At 72.6% G+C, this 16,179-nt stretch carries 14 protein-coding genes; 6 read left to right on the forward strand and 8 right to left on the reverse strand.

Annotation, left to right across the window (positions count from 1 at the left end):
• Window positions 1–5: 5 nt before the first annotated feature.
• The 6 genes from ACZ7KF_RS11070 to leuA all read right to left on the reverse strand — a co-directional run bounded on the left by ACZ7KF_RS11070 (window position 6) and on the right by leuA (window position 8,034).
• Window positions 6–1,187, reverse strand: a complete 1,182-nt coding sequence (locus ACZ7KF_RS11070) for a sialidase family protein (RefSeq protein ID WP_471071605.1) — start codon at window positions 1,185–1,187, stop codon at window positions 6–8.
• A 98-nt stretch (window positions 1,188–1,285) separates the two neighbouring features.
• Entirely contained in the window at window positions 1,286–1,948 is a 663-nt protein-coding gene (locus ACZ7KF_RS11075; RefSeq protein ID WP_471071608.1) for a response regulator, read from the reverse strand.
• The gene (locus tag ACZ7KF_RS11080; protein WP_471071611.1) at window positions 1,945–3,159 is read right to left on the reverse strand and encodes a sensor histidine kinase; all 1,215 of its coding nucleotides are present in this window, start codon (window positions 3,157–3,159) and stop codon (window positions 1,945–1,947) included. Before ACZ7KF_RS11080 ends, ACZ7KF_RS11075 begins: the two co-directional genes overlap by 4 nt.
• Before the next feature lie 22 nt (window positions 3,160–3,181).
• Window positions 3,182–5,293, reverse strand: coding sequence for an MMPL family transporter (locus tag ACZ7KF_RS11085; protein WP_471071614.1), 2,112 nt, complete (start codon window positions 5,291–5,293; stop codon window positions 3,182–3,184).
• Window positions 5,294–5,430: 137 nt separating this feature from the next.
• A complete protein-coding gene (locus ACZ7KF_RS11090) occupies window positions 5,431–6,126 on the reverse strand; it encodes a TerB family tellurite resistance protein (RefSeq protein WP_471071617.1) in 696 nt (231 codons plus the stop codon).
• 186 nt (window positions 6,127–6,312) lie between these two features.
• Complete coding sequence (gene leuA / locus ACZ7KF_RS11095; protein ID WP_471071620.1) at window positions 6,313–8,034, reverse strand: 2-isopropylmalate synthase; 1,722 nt, start codon at window positions 8,032–8,034, stop codon at window positions 6,313–6,315.
• 333 nt (window positions 8,035–8,367) lie between these two features.
• On the opposite strand from leuA, the gene ACZ7KF_RS11100 reads away from it, so the two are divergent.
• Together ACZ7KF_RS11100 and ACZ7KF_RS11105 are read left to right on the forward strand one after the other, a co-directional pair.
• Window positions 8,368–9,438 carry a M4 family metallopeptidase gene (locus ACZ7KF_RS11100; protein WP_471071623.1) on the forward strand — a complete coding sequence of 357 codons (1,071 nt, stop codon included), beginning with the start codon at window positions 8,368–8,370 and terminating at the stop codon, window positions 9,436–9,438.
• Between the two features lie 22 nt (window positions 9,439–9,460).
• Window positions 9,461–9,727, forward strand: coding sequence for a protealysin inhibitor emfourin (locus tag ACZ7KF_RS11105; protein WP_471071626.1), 267 nt, complete (start codon window positions 9,461–9,463; stop codon window positions 9,725–9,727).
• A gap of 30 nt (window positions 9,728–9,757) precedes the next feature.
• Here the strand turns inward: ACZ7KF_RS11105 and ACZ7KF_RS11110 are convergent, their stop codons facing one another.
• A complete protein-coding gene (locus tag ACZ7KF_RS11110; RefSeq protein WP_471071628.1) occupies window positions 9,758–11,062 on the reverse strand; it encodes a UDP-glucose dehydrogenase family protein in 1,305 nt (434 codons plus the stop codon).
• 195 nt (window positions 11,063–11,257) lie between these two features.
• On the opposite strand from ACZ7KF_RS11110, the gene ACZ7KF_RS11115 reads away from it, so the two are divergent.
• The 3 genes from ACZ7KF_RS11115 (at window position 11,258) to ACZ7KF_RS11125 (ending at window position 14,298) form a co-directional block, all read left to right on the forward strand.
• A complete protein-coding gene (locus ACZ7KF_RS11115) occupies window positions 11,258–11,476 on the forward strand; it encodes a hypothetical protein (protein WP_471071631.1) in 219 nt (72 codons plus the stop codon).
• A complete protein-coding gene (locus tag ACZ7KF_RS11120; RefSeq protein WP_471071634.1) occupies window positions 11,473–12,867 on the forward strand; it encodes a glycosyltransferase in 1,395 nt (464 codons plus the stop codon). The genes ACZ7KF_RS11115 and ACZ7KF_RS11120 overlap by 4 nt, the downstream gene beginning before the upstream one ends.
• A gap of 117 nt (window positions 12,868–12,984) precedes the next feature.
• Complete coding sequence (locus ACZ7KF_RS11125) at window positions 12,985–14,298, forward strand: GH1 family beta-glucosidase (RefSeq protein ID WP_471071637.1); 1,314 nt, start codon at window positions 12,985–12,987, stop codon at window positions 14,296–14,298.
• 29 nt (window positions 14,299–14,327) lie between these two features.
• On the opposite strand, the gene ACZ7KF_RS11130 is transcribed toward ACZ7KF_RS11125, so the two are convergent.
• Window positions 14,328–15,182, reverse strand: coding sequence for an NAD-dependent epimerase/dehydratase family protein (locus tag ACZ7KF_RS11130; protein ID WP_471071640.1), 855 nt, complete (start codon window positions 15,180–15,182; stop codon window positions 14,328–14,330).
• Window positions 15,183–15,304: 122 nt separating this feature from the next.
• Between ACZ7KF_RS11130 and ACZ7KF_RS11135 the strand changes: the two genes are divergently transcribed.
• Window positions 15,305–16,165, forward strand: coding sequence for a helix-turn-helix transcriptional regulator (locus tag ACZ7KF_RS11135; protein ID WP_471071643.1), 861 nt, complete (start codon window positions 15,305–15,307; stop codon window positions 16,163–16,165).
• Window positions 16,166–16,179 lie beyond the last annotated feature (14 nt).

The raw sequence follows: 16,179 nt of genomic DNA on the forward strand, positions 1-16,179 counted from the left end.
GGCGGTCAGAAGAGGCGGATCCTGCGGAACTCCAGGGACTCGTACGGGCCCTTGGTGCCGGTCTCGTAGAGGACGCCGACCGTGTCCTGGGCGAGCTGGACCAGGTCCGAGTAGGCGGCCCGGCGGTCCGTGAGGGTGAGGGCCCGGGTGAAGGTGCGGCCGGCGTCGGCGCTGGTCCACAGGGCCAGGGCGCGGCGGGCGGTGGGCACGGAGGGCGCGGAGAACAGCAGGGGGGTGCCCGGGAACCGGGGCTGGAGAACGCTGCCCTGGACCACCGGGACGGCGTTCAGGGCCGGCTGGACGGCGAAGGGGCGGTCCAGGGTCCGGCCGCCGTCGCTGGAGTAGGTGTCGAGCCGGTTGCCGGGGGCGGTGCCGTTCTGGTCCCGGGAGGCGAAGTAGACGCGGCCGTCGGGGAGCTGGGCGGCACTGGTCTCGTTGGCGTTGGTCACGCCGTCGTAGCCCGCGTCCACGAAGCCGAGGTGCCAGCTCCGGCCGCTGTCGTCGCTGTAGAGGGCGTGGCCGCCGTAGTACCTGGGTTCCTGGCCGGTGTCCCGGGAGCCGGCCGGCGGGGCCGCGGAGTGGTTGGCGGGGATCAGCAGCCGTCCGGCGTGCGGGCCCCGGGTGAGCGCGAGCGCGTGGCCGGGGCCGGTGGCGTACCAGCGCCAGCCCGGCCGCGTCACCTCGGCCGTGATGTCCCGCGGGGGCGTGAAGCGGCGGCCGTCGTCCCAGCTGCGCTGCACGAACACCCGGCGGCCCCGCTGCGGGGTGACCTCGCCGCGCATGATCTGCCCCTCCGTGGACTTCCCGTCGTTGGCGCAGGTCACCAGGACGACGGCGCCGGTTCGCGGGTCGATCACGGGCGCCGGGTTGCCCCGGGTGTGTCCTCGCCCGGCGGCCACCACGGTCAGCCGCCCCCAGGTGCAGCCGCCGTCGGTGGAGCGGCGCAGGACGACGTCGATGTCCCCGGTGTCGCCGGCCCCGCCGCGCCGGCCCTCGGCGAAGGCCAGGACGGTGCCGTGCCGGGACCGCACCACGGCCGGGATGCGGTAGACGGCGTAGCCGCCCTGCCCGGCGGTGTACGGCACCGAGGAGCCGCAGCCGCCGGGGACGGCGTGCGCGGGCTGCCGGGCGGTGAGCGAGGTGAGGATCGCCAGGCTGGTCAGCAGGGAGCGGCTGCGCGGGTTCACGCCCTGATGCTGCCCACCGGCACCGGGGCGGTGTTACTCCGTCCGGGGGAAACACCGTGAGGGCCGGCGCCGGGCCCGCCGGGCGTCGGCGGGTGGTGTCACGGTGTCCCCGGGGTCACCAGTCCCGACTCGTACGCCACGATGACCAGTTGCGCCCGGTCCCGCGCCCCCAGCTTTCCCATGATCCGGCTGACGTGCGTCTTCGCGGTCAGCGGACTCAGGCCGAGGGCCTCGGCGACGCCGGTGTTGTTCAGGCCGCGGGCGACGAGGGCGAGCACCTCGCGTTCGCGTTCCGACAGGCACTCCGGTCCGCCCGTCGCCGGCACCGGCGGAGTGCGCAGGAATCGCCGGATCAGCCGTGCCGTCGGCCCGGGGGACAGCAGGGACTCGCCGGCCGCGACCGTACGGATGGCGTCGAGGAGTTCGGCCGGGCGGGTGTCCTTGACCAGGAACCCGGAGGCGCCGGCGCGCAGCGCCTCGACGATGTGCTCGTCGGTGTCGTAGGTGGTGAGGACGAGGACCCGCACCCCGGCGAGGGCCTCGTCGGCCGCGATGAGCCGGGTGGCCTCGATGCCGTCCAGATGGGGCATGCGGATGTCCATCACCACCAGGTCGGGCCGGGTGGCGCGGGCCAGTTCCACGGCCTCTCGGCCGGTGCCCGCCTGACCGACGACCCGCATGTCCCGCGCCGACTCGACGAGCATCGCGAACGCGGCCCGTACGAGCGTCTGGTCGTCGGCGAGCAGCACGCGGATGGTCATCCGGTCCCTTCCCAGGCGGTCAGCGGCAGTGCGGCACGCACGGCGAAGCCGCCTGCCGTGCGCGGCCCGGCGTCGAGTGTGCCACCCACGCTGCGGGCCCTCTCCCGCATCCCCACCAGTCCGAATCCGGGGGTGCCGCCCGGGGCGGGCCCGGTGCCGTCGTCGGTGACCGACACGTGCAGGGCGCCGTCGGTCTCGTGCAGGTCGACGCGGACGGCCGGTCCGGGACCGGCGTGCCGTACCGCGTTGGTCAGTGCCTCCTGGACGATGCGGTAGGCGGCGGCGCCCACGGCGGGCGGCGCCTGGCCGACGCGTACGCTCTGCTCGACGCGGGCACCCGCCAGCGTCGCGGCCGCCACCAGGTCGGGCAGGCCGTCGAGGCCGGGCAGGGGGCCGCGGGGGTCGCCGTCCTCGTTGCCGCGCAGCACCTCCAGGGTCGTCCGCAGCTCCCCGCGGGCGCCGCGGCAGGTCTCGGCGATGTCGTCGAGCGCCCTGGCGACCGTCTCCCGGTCGAGCCGCTCGGGGTCGGCGGCCAGGACGTGCGCGGCGACCGAGGTCTGCACACCGATCAGGGTGATGCTGTGGGCGAGCAGGTCGTGCAGGTCGCGGGCGACGCGCAGGCGTTCCTCGGCGACCCGGCGGCGGGCCTCCTCCTCGCGGGTGCGTTCGGCGCTCTCGGCCCGTTCGACGATCGCGGCGACGTACCGGCGGTAGTAGCGGACGTCCACGCCGCCGAAGAGCACCGCTATCACCCAGCCGGAGATGCGCAGCTGCTCGACCGCCTGGCGGGTGTCGATCATCAGCATCACGGTGACGACGACCGCGAGGACGGTGACGCCGGTCAGGATCGTGCGCAGGGGCCGGCCGGTGACGGCGACCGTGTAGAGGGCGGTGACGGCGACCGGGGCCGCCGCGTGGTGGTTGTTGTCGAGGGCGTGGTAGGGCAGGAGGAGGGCCGCGGTCGCGGCGAGCACGAGCAGCGGGCGCCGCCGCCGCCACACGATCGGCAGGTGGGCGGCGAGCAGCAGCGCCCAGCCGAGCGTGTCGGGGCGGCGGCCGGCGTCGGTCAGGGTGGCGAGGCCCACGGCCGCCGCCGCGAGGACGGCGGCCAGGATCGTGTCGTTGCGGGTGCCGTGCGGGGCGGTCCGCGGGTCGCGGCTGATCGCGGCCATCACCCGCTCGGCTCTTCTGGTGTGCTGCACGGGGTTCATCCTCCGGCATGCGGCCCGCGGTTCACACGGGCTCCGGCTGCCGCCGCGGCGGTACCGGCTCCGGGGCCCGCGACAGCCGCCCCGGCCACCACACCCGGCGCTGGAGCAGCACGCTCGCCGTCGTCACCAGGTACGTCCGCACGAGGAAGGTGTCCAGCAGCACGCCGACCGCGATGACGAACCCGAGCTGGACCATCCCCACCAGCGGCAGGGTGCCGAGCACGGCGAAGGTGGCCGCGAGGACGGTGCCGGCGGACGCGATCACCCCGCCGGTGGTGCGCAGGGCGGTGAGCGCGGCCGGCCGGGGTTCGGCGCCGGCCAGGGACTCCTCGCGCATGCGGTGCATCAGGAAGATGCCGTAGTCGACGCCCAGCGCCACCAGGAAGACGAAGGACAGCAGCCCGAGGCCCGGGTCGGTGCCCGCGAAGCCGCAGACGGGCCCGAAGACCAGCCCGCCGATGCCGAGTGCCGCGCCCCAGACGGCGACGACGGCGACGAGGAGCATCAGCGGCGCGACGAGGCTGCGCAGCAGCCCCACCAGGATCACGAACACGGCGGCGAGCACGAGCGGTACGACGACGTTGCGGTCCCGGGCCTGGCTGTCGGCCATGTCGAGCTGCTGGGCGCTGGGGCCGCCGACGGAGGCGCCGTAGGTGTCGTCCAGCCTGTCGCGCAGGGCCTCGATGGTGCGGGTCTCCGCCGCGGTCTCCGGGGCGGCGGTGGCGCGGACGGAGATCTCGGTCCAGCCGGACCCGCTGCGGCCGGCCGTCGCCCCGGCCACGCCGTGCGTCGCGCGCGCCGCGGCGAGCACGGCGTCGGTCCGTGTCGTGGGGGCCATGACGGTGAGGGGCCGGCTGCCGCGCCCGGGATAGGCGCGGGCCAGGGTCTGGGCCGCGGTGACGGACTCGGGCTTCTCGGTGAAGGAGTCCTCCTGCCGCAGGGTGCCGGGCAGGCCGAGGGCGCCCAGGGCGAGCGCGCCGAGGAGCACGGCCCCGCCGGCGAGGACGGCGACGGGCCGCCGGGTGGCGGAGCCGCCCATCGCGGCGAACAGTGACCGCCGCGCCGTGACGTGGCTGCCGAAGGCGGGGATCAGCGGCCAGAAGACCCGGCGGCCGAGGAGGACGAGCAGCGCGGGCAGCAGCGTGGTCATCGCGACGAGCGCCGCGAGGACGCCGACCATGCCGACCGGTCCCATGCCGCTGCTGCTGTTGAGGTCGGCGGCGAGCAGGCAGAGCAGTCCGGCGGCCACGGTGCCGGAGGAGGCGAGGATGGCGGGACCGCAGCCCCGCAGCGCGGCGCGCATGGCGTCGTACGGCCGCTCGTGGCGCCGTAGCTCCTCGCGGTGGCGGGAGATGAGCAGCAGGGCGTAGTCGGTGCCCGCGCCGAGCACGAGCACCGTCATCACGCCGCCGCTCTGCCCCGTGACGGTGATGCCGAAGGCTTCGTGGAGGCCGTAGGCGGCGGCCATCGCCAGGCCGGCGGCGACCCCGGCGACGGCGAGCGGCACGAGCCACAGGAAGGGGCTGCGGTAGATGAGGACGAGCAGCACGGTGACCACCCCGAGGGTGGTGTACAGCAGGGTGCCGTCGATGGTGCCGAACACCTTGCCCATGTCGGCGTTGAGTGCTCCGGGGCCGCCGACCTCGACGCTCAGCCCGGCACCGCCGTCGGCGATGTCCCGGACCCCGTCGACGAAGGCGTTCCGCCGGTCGTCGTCCTGGCCGGGCTGTGTGCTGGAGACGGGGTACATGAGCGTGCTGCCGTCCCGGGACGGGACGGCGGTGGGGCCGGCCGTCAGCCGGTAGGTCCGGCCGATCTCGGCGACCTGTCCGGCGGCCGTCGCCCGGTCGGCGGCGGTGAGTCCGCCGTCCCGGTGGTAGACGAGGACCAGGTCGGTGGCCTGTCCGCCGGGCAGCTCGTCCTGGATCCGGGCGACCCGGGTGGAGTCGGCGCTGTCGGGCAGGTAGTCGACGGACCGGTTCTGCTGGACGGTGCCGAGCTTCCCGGCGAACGGCCCGACGAGCGCGAGCGCGGCCACCCACAGTCCGAGCACCAGCCAGGGCACGGCCCGCCCGCGTCGTCCGCCCGCGCGCGCGGTTCCCGTCCGCGTGGCACCTGTCTTCGCGGCCCCCATGGACGTGTCTCCCTCCGGTCGGTCGTCTGGGTCGGTTCCAGACTTCCGGCGCGCGGCGGGCGAATCGTCGGGCCCGAGGGCGAGTCGGGGGCTACTGCCGGGGGTGGCTCGCGTGCGGTGTTACTCCCGCGGGAGTATCAGGACGGTGTGCGCGCGGCCGCCAGCAGCCGGGTCACGTCGTCGGCGCAGATGGTCAGCGCCGCGCCGACGGTGGCGAGGGCGTCGCGTTCGGCGGGGGTGTAGGGGCCGTCGGCGAGGGCGATGCGGGCGGCCTGGAGGAGCAGGGCCTCGCGGCCGGCGGGGGCGAGGTGCGGGGCGAGCGGGTCGAGCGCCTCGTGCAGCTCTATCGTCAGCCCGGCCCCGCACGGCTGCTCGAAGTACCGGCCGGTGTCGGCGGCGAGGGCCTCGACCAGGGCGGCCAGTTGGTCCTCGGTGCAGTCGGCGAAGCCGGCCGCGCGGACCGTGGCGGCGGCCGTCTCCAGGGCCGTGCGCGAACCGGTGCCGCCGGCGGCGAGCACGGCGAGGGCGACGGTGTGCACGGCGTCGCGGAGCATCGCGGAGAAGCGGCGGGTGGTGGGGTGGTCCAGGACCTCGGTGCCGAAGTGGTGCCGGCAGGCCGCGCACTCCACCACGGGTCCGGCCGTCCCGCGCGGCAGCAGGGGCACGCCGAGGAACGTGAGCCGGCGGCGGCCGGTGAGCCGCTGGTAGTTGCGGTCGCCGCCGCAGCCGGGGCAGTAGAACTCGCCGTCCCCGACGGGTGTCCATGCGGTGCGGGTGCCCAGGATGCGCACAGCCCTGGTGGCACGGCCGTCTCGTCCCCGTACTGGCAGCACGTCGCACCTCCGTAACGGCGCGGCAACATCGCCGCGCTGGCGTGATGTTAGCCACATCACCGAGGTGGAGTCAGTACCCCGTAAGAGACCTTTCCGTGACCTGAGGGGCACGATGGCCGATACATGACGGCGCCCCGACCGCCGTATCCGGCGGTCAGGGCGTCGAACGTGCCGGTCAGAGGGGGGTCAGCGGGTGGCGCGGTTCACCGCGGAGACGACCGCCTTCAGCGACGCACGCGTCGTGTTCGCGTCGATACCGATCCCCCACAGGATCTTGCCGTCGATCGCGCATTCGATGTAGGAGGCGGCCTGTGCGGAGGCGCCCTCGCTCATCGTGTGCTCCTGGTAGTCCAGCAGGCGTACGTCGATGCCGATGGACTGCAGGGCGTCGAAGAAGGCCGAGATCGGACCGTTGCCGGAGCCGGACAGGACCCGGTCCTCGCCGTCGACCGTGGCCTCGACGGTGAGGCTGTCCACGCCGTCGGTGTCGGTGGTCGACTGGCCGGTTTTGACCTGGATGCGGCCCCACGGGTTCCCCGGGTTGGGCAGGTACTCGTCCTGGAAGACCGCCCAGATGTCCCTCGGCGTGACCTCGCCGCCCTCGGCGTCGGTCTTCGCCTGGATGATCCGGGAGAACTCGATCTGCATCCGGCGCGGCAGGTCCAGCTTGTGGTCGTTCTTCAGGACGTAGGCGATACCGCCCTTGCCGGACTGGGAGTTGACGCGGATGACGGCCTCGTAGGAGCGGCCGACGTCCTTGGGGTCGATCGGCAGGTACGGCACCGCCCACTCGATGTCGTCGACGGTGACGCCCTTGGCCGCCGCGTCGGCCTCCATGGCGTCGAAGCCCTTCTTGATGGCGTCCTGGTGAGAGCCGGAGAAGGACGTGTAGACCAGGTCGCCCACGTACGGGTGGCGCGGGTGGACCTCCATCTGGTTGCAGTACTCCCACGTACGACGGATCTCGTCGATGTCGGAGAAGTCGATCTGCGGGTCCACGCCCTGGGAGAACAGGTTCATCCCCAGGGTGACCAGGTCGACGTTGCCGGTGCGCTCGCCCTGCCCGAACAGGCAGCCCTCGATGCGGTCGGCGCCGGCCATCAGGGCCAGTTCGGCCGCGGCCACGGCCGTGCCGCGGTCGTTGTGCGGGTGGACGGAGAGGCAGACGTACTCGCGGCGGGACAGGTTGCGGTGCATCCACTCGAAGCGGTCCGCGTGCGTGGAGGGGGTCGAACGCTCCACGGTGGCGGGCAGGTTGAGGATGATCTCGCGGCCCGGACCCGGCTGGTAGACGTCCATGACCGCCTCGCAGACCTCCAGCGCGAACTCCAGCTCGGTGTCGGTGAAGATCTCCGGCGAGTACTGGTAGCCGAACTCGGTCTCGGGGCCCAGCAGCTTCTCGGCGTACTCCATCACCAGGCGGGTGCCGTCGACGGCGATCTGCTTGATGTCGTCCTTGGAGCCGCGGAAGACGACCCGGCGGAAGACCGGGGCGGTGGCGTTGTACAGGTGGACGGTCGCGCGCCGGGCGCCCTTCAGCGACTCCACGGTCCGCTCGATCAGGTCCTCACGGGCCTGGGTCAGTACGGAGATGGTGACGTCGTCCGGGATCGCGCCCTCTTCCTCGATGATCGAGCGCACGAACTCGAAGTCGGTCTGGCCGGAGGCGGGGAAGCCGACCTCGATCTCCTTGTAGCCCAGCTTGACCAGCTGGTCGAACATCCGGCGCTTGCGCTCGGGGGACATCGGGTCGATCAGGGCCTGGTTGCCGTCGCGCAGGTCGGTGGAGAGCCAGCGGGGGGCCACGGTGATCCGCTTGTCGGGCCAGGTGCGGTCCGGGATGTCGACCTGCTCGTAGCGGCCGTACTTGTGGGTCGGCATGGGGCTGGTCTGCTGGCGGTTGGCCATGATGCGTAAGGCTCCTCAGGGTGTCCGGAAGGACGGCCGACGACGCAACGCCAAGCTCCGCGGGGAGGGAGTCGGCCTCGACTACAGGCCCTCGCCGCGGCAGCTAAGAAGAAGCAGCCAGGAACGCATGATGTTCCGCAGCCTAGCCGAGCCGTTCCGGATGCGCGGGCCTGTCCCAGTATGCGGGACCGCCCCACGAAACCGGACAAAAAGTGCGCCGTACCACATCGCCGTACCACATCGTCACGGAGCGTCGCGCTCCGTGTCCCGGTATTTCACCAATCATGGTGGCAGGTAGTGACACCACCGTCACGGAGTGCGAAGGTGCCGAGCATGACGACCAACGGGGGCTCCGAGCCCGTCTTCTGCACGATCGTGCCGCCGCACGTCCTCGACAAGCTCGCCCGCAACGAGGACCCCGCGCTCTCCAGCCCGGCCCGCCGGTCCCTGGAGCACGACGCCTACCAGCGCACCAAGCGCCGCCTGACCACGGTGATCGGTGCGACCGCCGTCGCCCCGCCGGCCGGCGCCGCAGCCGACCGGCCGCACCGCACCGTCTACGACGCCGAGCACACCCAGGACCTGCCCGGCACCAAGGTCCGCGAGGAGGGCTCCGAGCCCGGCTCCGACGCCACCGTCAACCGCGCCTACGCGGGCCTCGGTGCCACCTTCGACCTGTACCTGAAGGCGTACGGGCGGCACTCCATCGACGACAACGGGCTCCCGCTGGACGCCACCGTGCACTTCGGCGAGGGCTACGACAACGCCTTCTGGAACGGCGAGCAGATGGTGTTCGGCGACGGCGACAACGAGATCTTCCTCGACTTCACCATCCCGGTCGACGTCATCGGGCACGAGCTGACCCACGGCGTCACCCAGCACACCGCCAACCTGACCTACTTCGGCCAGCCCGGCGCGCTCAACGAGTCGCTCTCCGATGTCTTCGGCTCGCTGATCAAGCAGTACACGCTGGGCCAGACCGCCGCCGAGGCCGACTGGCTGATCGGCGCCGGGCTCCTCGCCCCGCGCGTCACCGGCACCGCCCTGCGCTCGATGAAGGCCCCGGGCACGGCGTACGACGACGACGTCCTCGGCAAGGACCCGCAGCCGGCGACCATGGACGGCTACGTCCGCACCGGACGCGACAACGGCGGTGTGCACATCAACTCCGGCATCCCCAACCACGCCTTCTACCTGGCCGCCACGGCCCTCGGCGGCTACGCCTGGGAGAAGGCCGGCCAGATCTGGTACGACGTGCTGACCGGCGGCGAACTGCGGGAGAAGGCCCTGTTCGCCGACTTCGCCACACTGACGGTGAAGGCGACCCGGGAACGGTTCGGCGCCGGGGACGAGCTGCAGGCCGTGCAGAAGGCGTGGGAACAGGTCGGGGTGCGGACCCTGTAGATCTGTACTACACATCGGACCCATGCGAATTCGAGTGCGGCGCACGGGCGGTTTCGCGGGCATCGAGCGCCGGGCCGAGGTGGACACCTCGGGCCGGCCCGACGCCCTCGAGTGGCACATCCTGGCCGAACGCGTCCTCGCGTCCGGCCGGGCCACACCTCCGGCAGGGGTACCGGACGGCTTCGGCTACGAGATCACGGTGGATGGCCGCACGGTCTACGCGGCGGATCCCCGGCTGACCGAGGAACAGCGGGAGCTGGTGTCCCGCGTGCTCAAGGAAGGCGCCTAGCGGGCGGGCCCCCGCGCCACCCGAGCCCCTTCAGGGCCGGGCCGTGGCGCGCCCCACGCTCAGGCAGGTGTACCCGAGCCCGGCCAGGATCCGCGGATCGAGCAGGTTCCGTCCGTCGAAGACGACGGGGGTGCGCATCAGGCTCCGCGCCGCCGCCCAGTCCGCATCGAGCAGATCCCGCCATTCGGTGACGACGACGGCGGCATCGGCGTCCGTGAGGGCGTCGAGGACGGTGGGCCGCCGCTCGGCCTGGTTCCAGGGTGCGGCGTCGGCCGGCCGGGCCATGGGGTCCCAGCAGGTGAGGGCGGCCCCTTCGGCGAGGAGACGGGCGGCCAGGACGGTGCTGGGGGCTTCCCGCATGTCGTCGGTGCCGGGCTTGAAGGTCATGCCGAGCAGGGCGACGCGCTTGTCGCGCAGGGTGCCGAGTTCGGCCTTGAGGCGCTGGACGGCGCGGCGGGGCTGGAGGTCGTTGACCTCGATGACGGCGTTGAGGAGCTGGAAGGAGTAGCCGGAGTTGCTGGCCATGGCCCGCAGGGCGCGGGAGTCCTTGGGGAAGCAGGAACCGCCGTAGCCGAGGCCGGCGTCGAGGAAGTGGCGGCCCAGGCGGTGGTCGAGGCCGATGGCGTCGGCGACCCGGGTGACGTCGGCTCCCGTGGCCTCGCAGACGGTGGCGATCTCGTTGATGAAGGTGATCTTCGTGGCCAGCAGGGCGTTGGACGCGAGCTTCACCATCTCGGCGGAGGCGATGTCCATGACCTGCAACGGCCCGTCGATACCGGCGTGCAGGCCGGCCACCAGCTCGACGGTGGCGGGGTCGTCGGCGCCGATGACGATGCGGTCGGGGTGGAGGAAGTCGGTGACGGCCCGGCCCTCGGCCGTGAACTCGGGGTTCGAGGCGTAACCGACGTGCCGCAGGCCCGCGTTGTCCAGTGCCGTGCGGACGCGGGCTCCGGTGCCGACGGGAACGGTGGACTTCACGACGACCGCCGCCAGGTGGGTGGCGCCGCGGAGGCTGTCGATCACGGACCAGACCCGGGAGAGGTCGGCGTCGCCGGAGGCGGTCGGGGGCGTGTCGACGCAGATGTAGGCGGCGTGGGCATCCCGCACCGCCTCGTCCGCGTCGAGCGTGTAGGTCAGCGACTCCTTGTGTTCGGTGAGCAGTTCACCGAGACCCGGTTCGTAGATGGGCACGTCCCCCGCCCGCAGCAGCCGGATGCGTTCGGGCTGGATGTCGCGGACGGTGACGCGGTGCCCCAGGCGGGCGAAGCAGGCGGCGGTGACCAGGCCGATGTAGCCGGCGCCGAAGACGGCGATGTTGCGGGCGCTGCCCTTCATGAGGAGGCTCCAGAGCGATGTGAAGGCGGGATGGAGGAGCTTACGGGGCCTCACAGCGCCGTTACCTGCAAGGTTGTCTCTCCGTGACCTCGCCGTGACGAAGTATCACCTTCAACTACTTGCATGCTATACACATCCCTTACAGGATCTTCACATGGCTTGATTCTGACGTTCTCTGATTCCTTGGGGGGAGTCATGTCCGGACACGGACAGCTTGCGCAGACCGGTATGCCCGCCATCGTCATCGGCGGCATCACCTATCCGCTCGGGGGCTGGATGGTCGCCGCCGCGGTCGCCGTCGTCCTGGGCGCCATCCTCGTGGTGCGCTTCCGTTACCGCCGCGGCCTGACGGCCGGCCAGGGCGCCGACGCCCAGGGCGGTGCGGTGCAGAATCGTTCCTTCCGCCGCCGGTGAGCGATCGGCCCACCGTGGAGCCGGTGCTGTCGGCCCATCAGCACCGGTCCGCGACGGTCCTCATGGGGATCGTCGTCATGCTCGCGGCCGCCGCCTGGGCGGGGTACCACGCGCTCAGCGCGTTCACGCACGACGAGCACAGCCAGAACCGGCTGACCGTCGTCTGGGTCTCCCTGTTCCTGATCTTCCTGCTGCAGACGTTCATGTACCACCTGGAGCGTCCGCGCAGGCTCACCTCGCGCATCGCCCGGCAACTGGACGCCCTGCACGTGGCGATCCTGGTTCCCGTCTACAACGAGGACCCCGGATACTTCCGGCTCGGGCTCGAGTCCTTCCTGCGCCAGACCCGCAGACCCGACTCCGTCCACATCGTCGACGACGGCTCCACCAACACCGACTACGCCGAGGTGCGAGCCTGGTGGGAGCAGGCCGCACAGCACGCGGGCATCGCCACGACCTGGCAGCGCGTACCCAACGCGGGAAAGCGCCACGCCCAGGCGCACGCCGTCCGGGTCAGCCCCGAAGCCGACATCTACGTCACGTGTGACAGCGACAGCTGCTTCGCCCCGGCCGCACTGGAAGAGGCCCTGATCCCCTTCTCCAGGCCGCGGGTGCAGTCGGTGGCGGGCATCGTCATCGCGACGAACAACCGCGCGAACTGGCTCGTGCGCATCACCGACCTGTGGTTCGTGGTGTGCCAGCTGGTGGATCGCTCGGGCCAGTCCGCGGTCGGCGCCGTCATGGTCAACTCCGGACCGCTGGCCGCCTACCGGGCGGACGTCATCCGGGACAACCTCGACGGCTACCTGAACGAGACGTTCATGGGACGGCCCGTGAACTTCTCGGACGACAGCATGCTCACCCTCTACGCCCAGGAACGCGGACTGACCGTCCAGCAGCCCTCGGCCATCTGCTTCACCGCCATGCCGGAGAAGTGGTCCCACTTCAACCGCATGTACCTGCGCTGGATGCGGGGCTCCACCATCCGCTCCATCTGGCGCATGCGCTACCTCTCCCCCGCCCGTCCGGCGTTCTGGCTGCACACCATGCGCTGGGTCCAGATGGTCCTCACCCAGATGGTCACCCTCTGGATGCTCGTGGTGGAGCCCCTCGCCTACGGCAACCTGCCGCCCCGCAGCATGCTGGTCGTACCGTTCCTCATCGGCTGGGCCCAGGGCCTGCGGTACCTCGGCATCATCCGCTCCGACGAGCGCATCCGCTCCCGCGCCGTGACCTGGCTCGCCATGCCCGCCGCCATCGTCCTGGCCTGGACCGTGCTGCGCTGGCTGCGCTGGTACGGCATCGCGACGTGCGCCAGGACCGGATGGGGAACCCGTCAGAACGGCGCCGAGGTCACCCTCGCCGGCGCCGCGCCGACCAGCCCCGCCTGACCGCGCGGGCCCCGGTACGAAGCGCCCGTCCCGCCCGGGACGGGCGCTTCGGCGTGCGGCGCCCGGGCGACGGCGCGGGCATTGACTTCCGTTACCGGGGGTACGGATGATCCCGCCATGGCGACTGACGCAGGCACCGAGATCCCCCGGTTCCCGGCCGGCTTCCTGTGGGGCGTGTCGACCTCGGCCCATCAGATCGAGGGGGCGGCGGAGGAGCGGGAGCCGTCCGTCTGGGACGTGTTCACGGCCGAGCCCGGGCGGGTCAAGGACGGCTCGACGGCGGCGGTGGCGTGCGACCACTACCACCGCTACCCCGAGGACGTGGCCCTCCTCGCCGGCCTCGGCGTGGACGCGTACCGCTTCTCCGTCTCCTGGCCCCGGGTGAACTCCCCCGGCGGACTGGACTTCTACGACCGCCTGGTGGACGAGCTGTGCGCGGCCGGCGTACGGCCGGTGCCCACCCTCTTCCACTGGGACCTGCCCGCCGAGCTGGACTGGCTGGACCGGGACACGGCGGCCCGGTTCGCCGACCACGTCACGGTGGTGGCGAACCGGCTCGGTGACCGGGTGAAGAAGTGGATCACTCTCAACGAGCCCGCGGAACACACCCTGCTGGGGCACGCCCTCGGCGCCCACGCCCCCGGCCGGCAGCTCCTTTTCGACGCGCTCCCGGTCGCCCATCACCAGTTGCTGGCCCACGGCCTGGCCGTACGGGCGCTGCGCGCGGCCGGCGCGAGCGACGTCGGCATCGCCAACTCCCACGGCCCGACCTGGCCCGCCTCGGGGGAACGGGCGGACGTGGAGGCGGCCGATTTCCACGACGTCCTGCTCAACCGGCTGTTCGCCGAGCCGGTCATCCTGGGCGAGTACCCCGAGGGCATGGGCGACCTGATGCCGGGCGACGTGCGGGACGACCTCGAGACCATCGCCGAACCCGTGGACTGGTACGGCGTCAACTACTACGCCCCCACCCGTGTGGGGGCTCCCGGCGGCGGCGACACCGAGTACGGCGGACTGACGCTCCCCGCCGAACTCCCCTTCTCCGTGCGGGAGATCGAGGGGCGGCCGAGGACCGACTTCGGCTGGCCGGTCGTCCCGGAGGGCCTGACGGAACTGCTCACCGGCTTCCGCGACCGCTACGGCGACCGGCTCCCGCCCGTCGTCATCACCGAGAACGGCTGCTCCTACGAGGGCATCGACGACCAGGACCGGATCGCCTACCTGGACGCGCACATCCGGGCCCTGCACAAGGCGATCGAGGCCGGGGTCGACGTACGGGGCTACTTCGTGTGGTCCCTGATGGACAACTTCGAGTGGGCCGAGGGCTACGCCCGCCGGTTCGGCCTGGTGCACATCGACTACGCGACGCTCCGGCGCACCCCCAAGGCCTCCTACCACTGGTTCCGGGACCTGCTCCGGGCCCAGCGCTGAGCACCGCCGGCGCGGGGCCGACCGCCGCGTCAGAGCGCTCCGGCGTCCCGGGCGGCCCAGACACTCGGATAGAGGGGCCGGTATCCGAGGTCGCGGCGGATCTTCTCGGTGGACATGATCCCCAGCCACGGGTCCGGGTCGGTCCGGGTGTCCATGTCGGCGGGCACCTCCGCACCGTTCAGCAGGTGCAGCTCGACCGCCGTGACCGGGGCGTCGTCGGCGATGTTGTGGACCGCTCCGCGCACCGCCGGCGCGTGCAGCAGGCGCAGCAGCCCCTGGGCGACATCGGCGTGGTGGCCCATGTGCAGCCGCTGGGTGGGCGCCCAGTGCGTGGCCCAGAGCAGGGACTGGGCGAGGTGCGGGTCGCCCTCGCCGTAGACGAAGGGCAGCCGGGCCACGCGCACGTCCAGGCCGTCCAGCGCGAGCAGTTCCCGTTCGGCCGCCGCCTTGGACTCGGGGTAGGCGCCCCACATCGCGCCGCCGGGCCGGGTCTCGTCGTCCTCGGTCAGCGGGCGTCCCCGCCCGACGCCGTACACCAGCCCCGTGCTGACCTGCACGAAACGCCGTACCCCCGAGGCCAGCGCGGCCCGGCCCAGTGCCACGGCCGCGTCCCGGTTGACCGCCCACGCCTCGTCGTCCGGCACCCCGCGGAAGGACGCCGCGATGTTCACGACCGCGTCCACCCCGGCCACCGCCTTGCCGAGCGCCTCCTCGTCCCGCAGGTCGCCGACCACGATCCGGGCGCCGAGTTCCGCGAAGCGCTCGCCGCGCTCCGCGTCGCGCACCAGGACCCGCACCTCCTCGCCCGGCCGCCGCCCCGCCAGCAGCCTCGGCACGAAACGCCGTCCGACCTGCCCCGTCGTACCCGTCACCAGTGTCACCATCGTCTGCTCCTCTCGACTGGTGCCCCCACTGTCGGACGGAGCCGCGCCGGCCGGGAGAGACCTTCCGATCAGGGGACCGGCACTCCCTGGATAAGCCCGCCGGTGTGCCGCACCCTGAAGGGGTGAACCGAGCCGAACTCGCCGACTTCCTGCGCCGGGGCCGGGCCCGTCTGGAACCGTCCGACGTGGGCCTCGTCGCCGGCACCCGCCGCCGCACGCCCGGACTGCGCCGGGAGGAGGTGGCGTCGCTGGCCGGGATGTCGGTCGACTACTACACGCGCCTGGAACAGTCCCGCGGCCCGCGCCCGTCCCGTCAGATGCTCACGGCGCTGGCCCGCGCGCTGCGGCTGAGCGACGACGAGCGGGACCACCTGTTCCATCTGGTGGGCGAGGAGCCGCCGCGCCGGGACACGGCCTCCACGCATGTCCGGCCCGGGCTGCTGCTGGTGCTGGACCGGCTGTACGACTCACCGGCGCAGGTGGTCACGGACTGCGGCACGGTGCTGGCGCAGAACGCGCCGGCCAAGGCCCTGGTGGGCGACGCGCTCGCCCGTCCGCCGCGCGAGCGGAACCTGACCCGGCGGTTCTTCCTGGACCCCACGGCGCGTGCCCTCTTCCCGGCGGAGGACCTTCCGGCGCACGCCCGGGACCACGTGGCCAACCTGCGGGCGGTGGCCGCGGCCCGCCCCGACGACCCGGAACCGGCCGCCCTGGCGGCCGAACTCCGGTCGGCCAGCGAGGAGTTCGCCCGGCTCTGGGAGACCCACGAGGTGTCCCTGCGCCGGCCGGCCAGCAAACGCTTCCTACATCCGGTGGTGGGGCTGCTGGAACTGGACTGCGAGGTCCTGCTGAGCCACGAGGCCCACCACCACCTCATCATCCACACGGCCCGCCCGGGTACGGAGTCCTACGAGCGGCTGCAGTTGCTGAGGGTCCTGGGTCTGCAGGACATGACACCACGCCCCACGGCCGACCGCACCTGACCCACCACGCCACC

The organism is Streptomyces sp. NPDC038200, assembly GCF_055600785.1.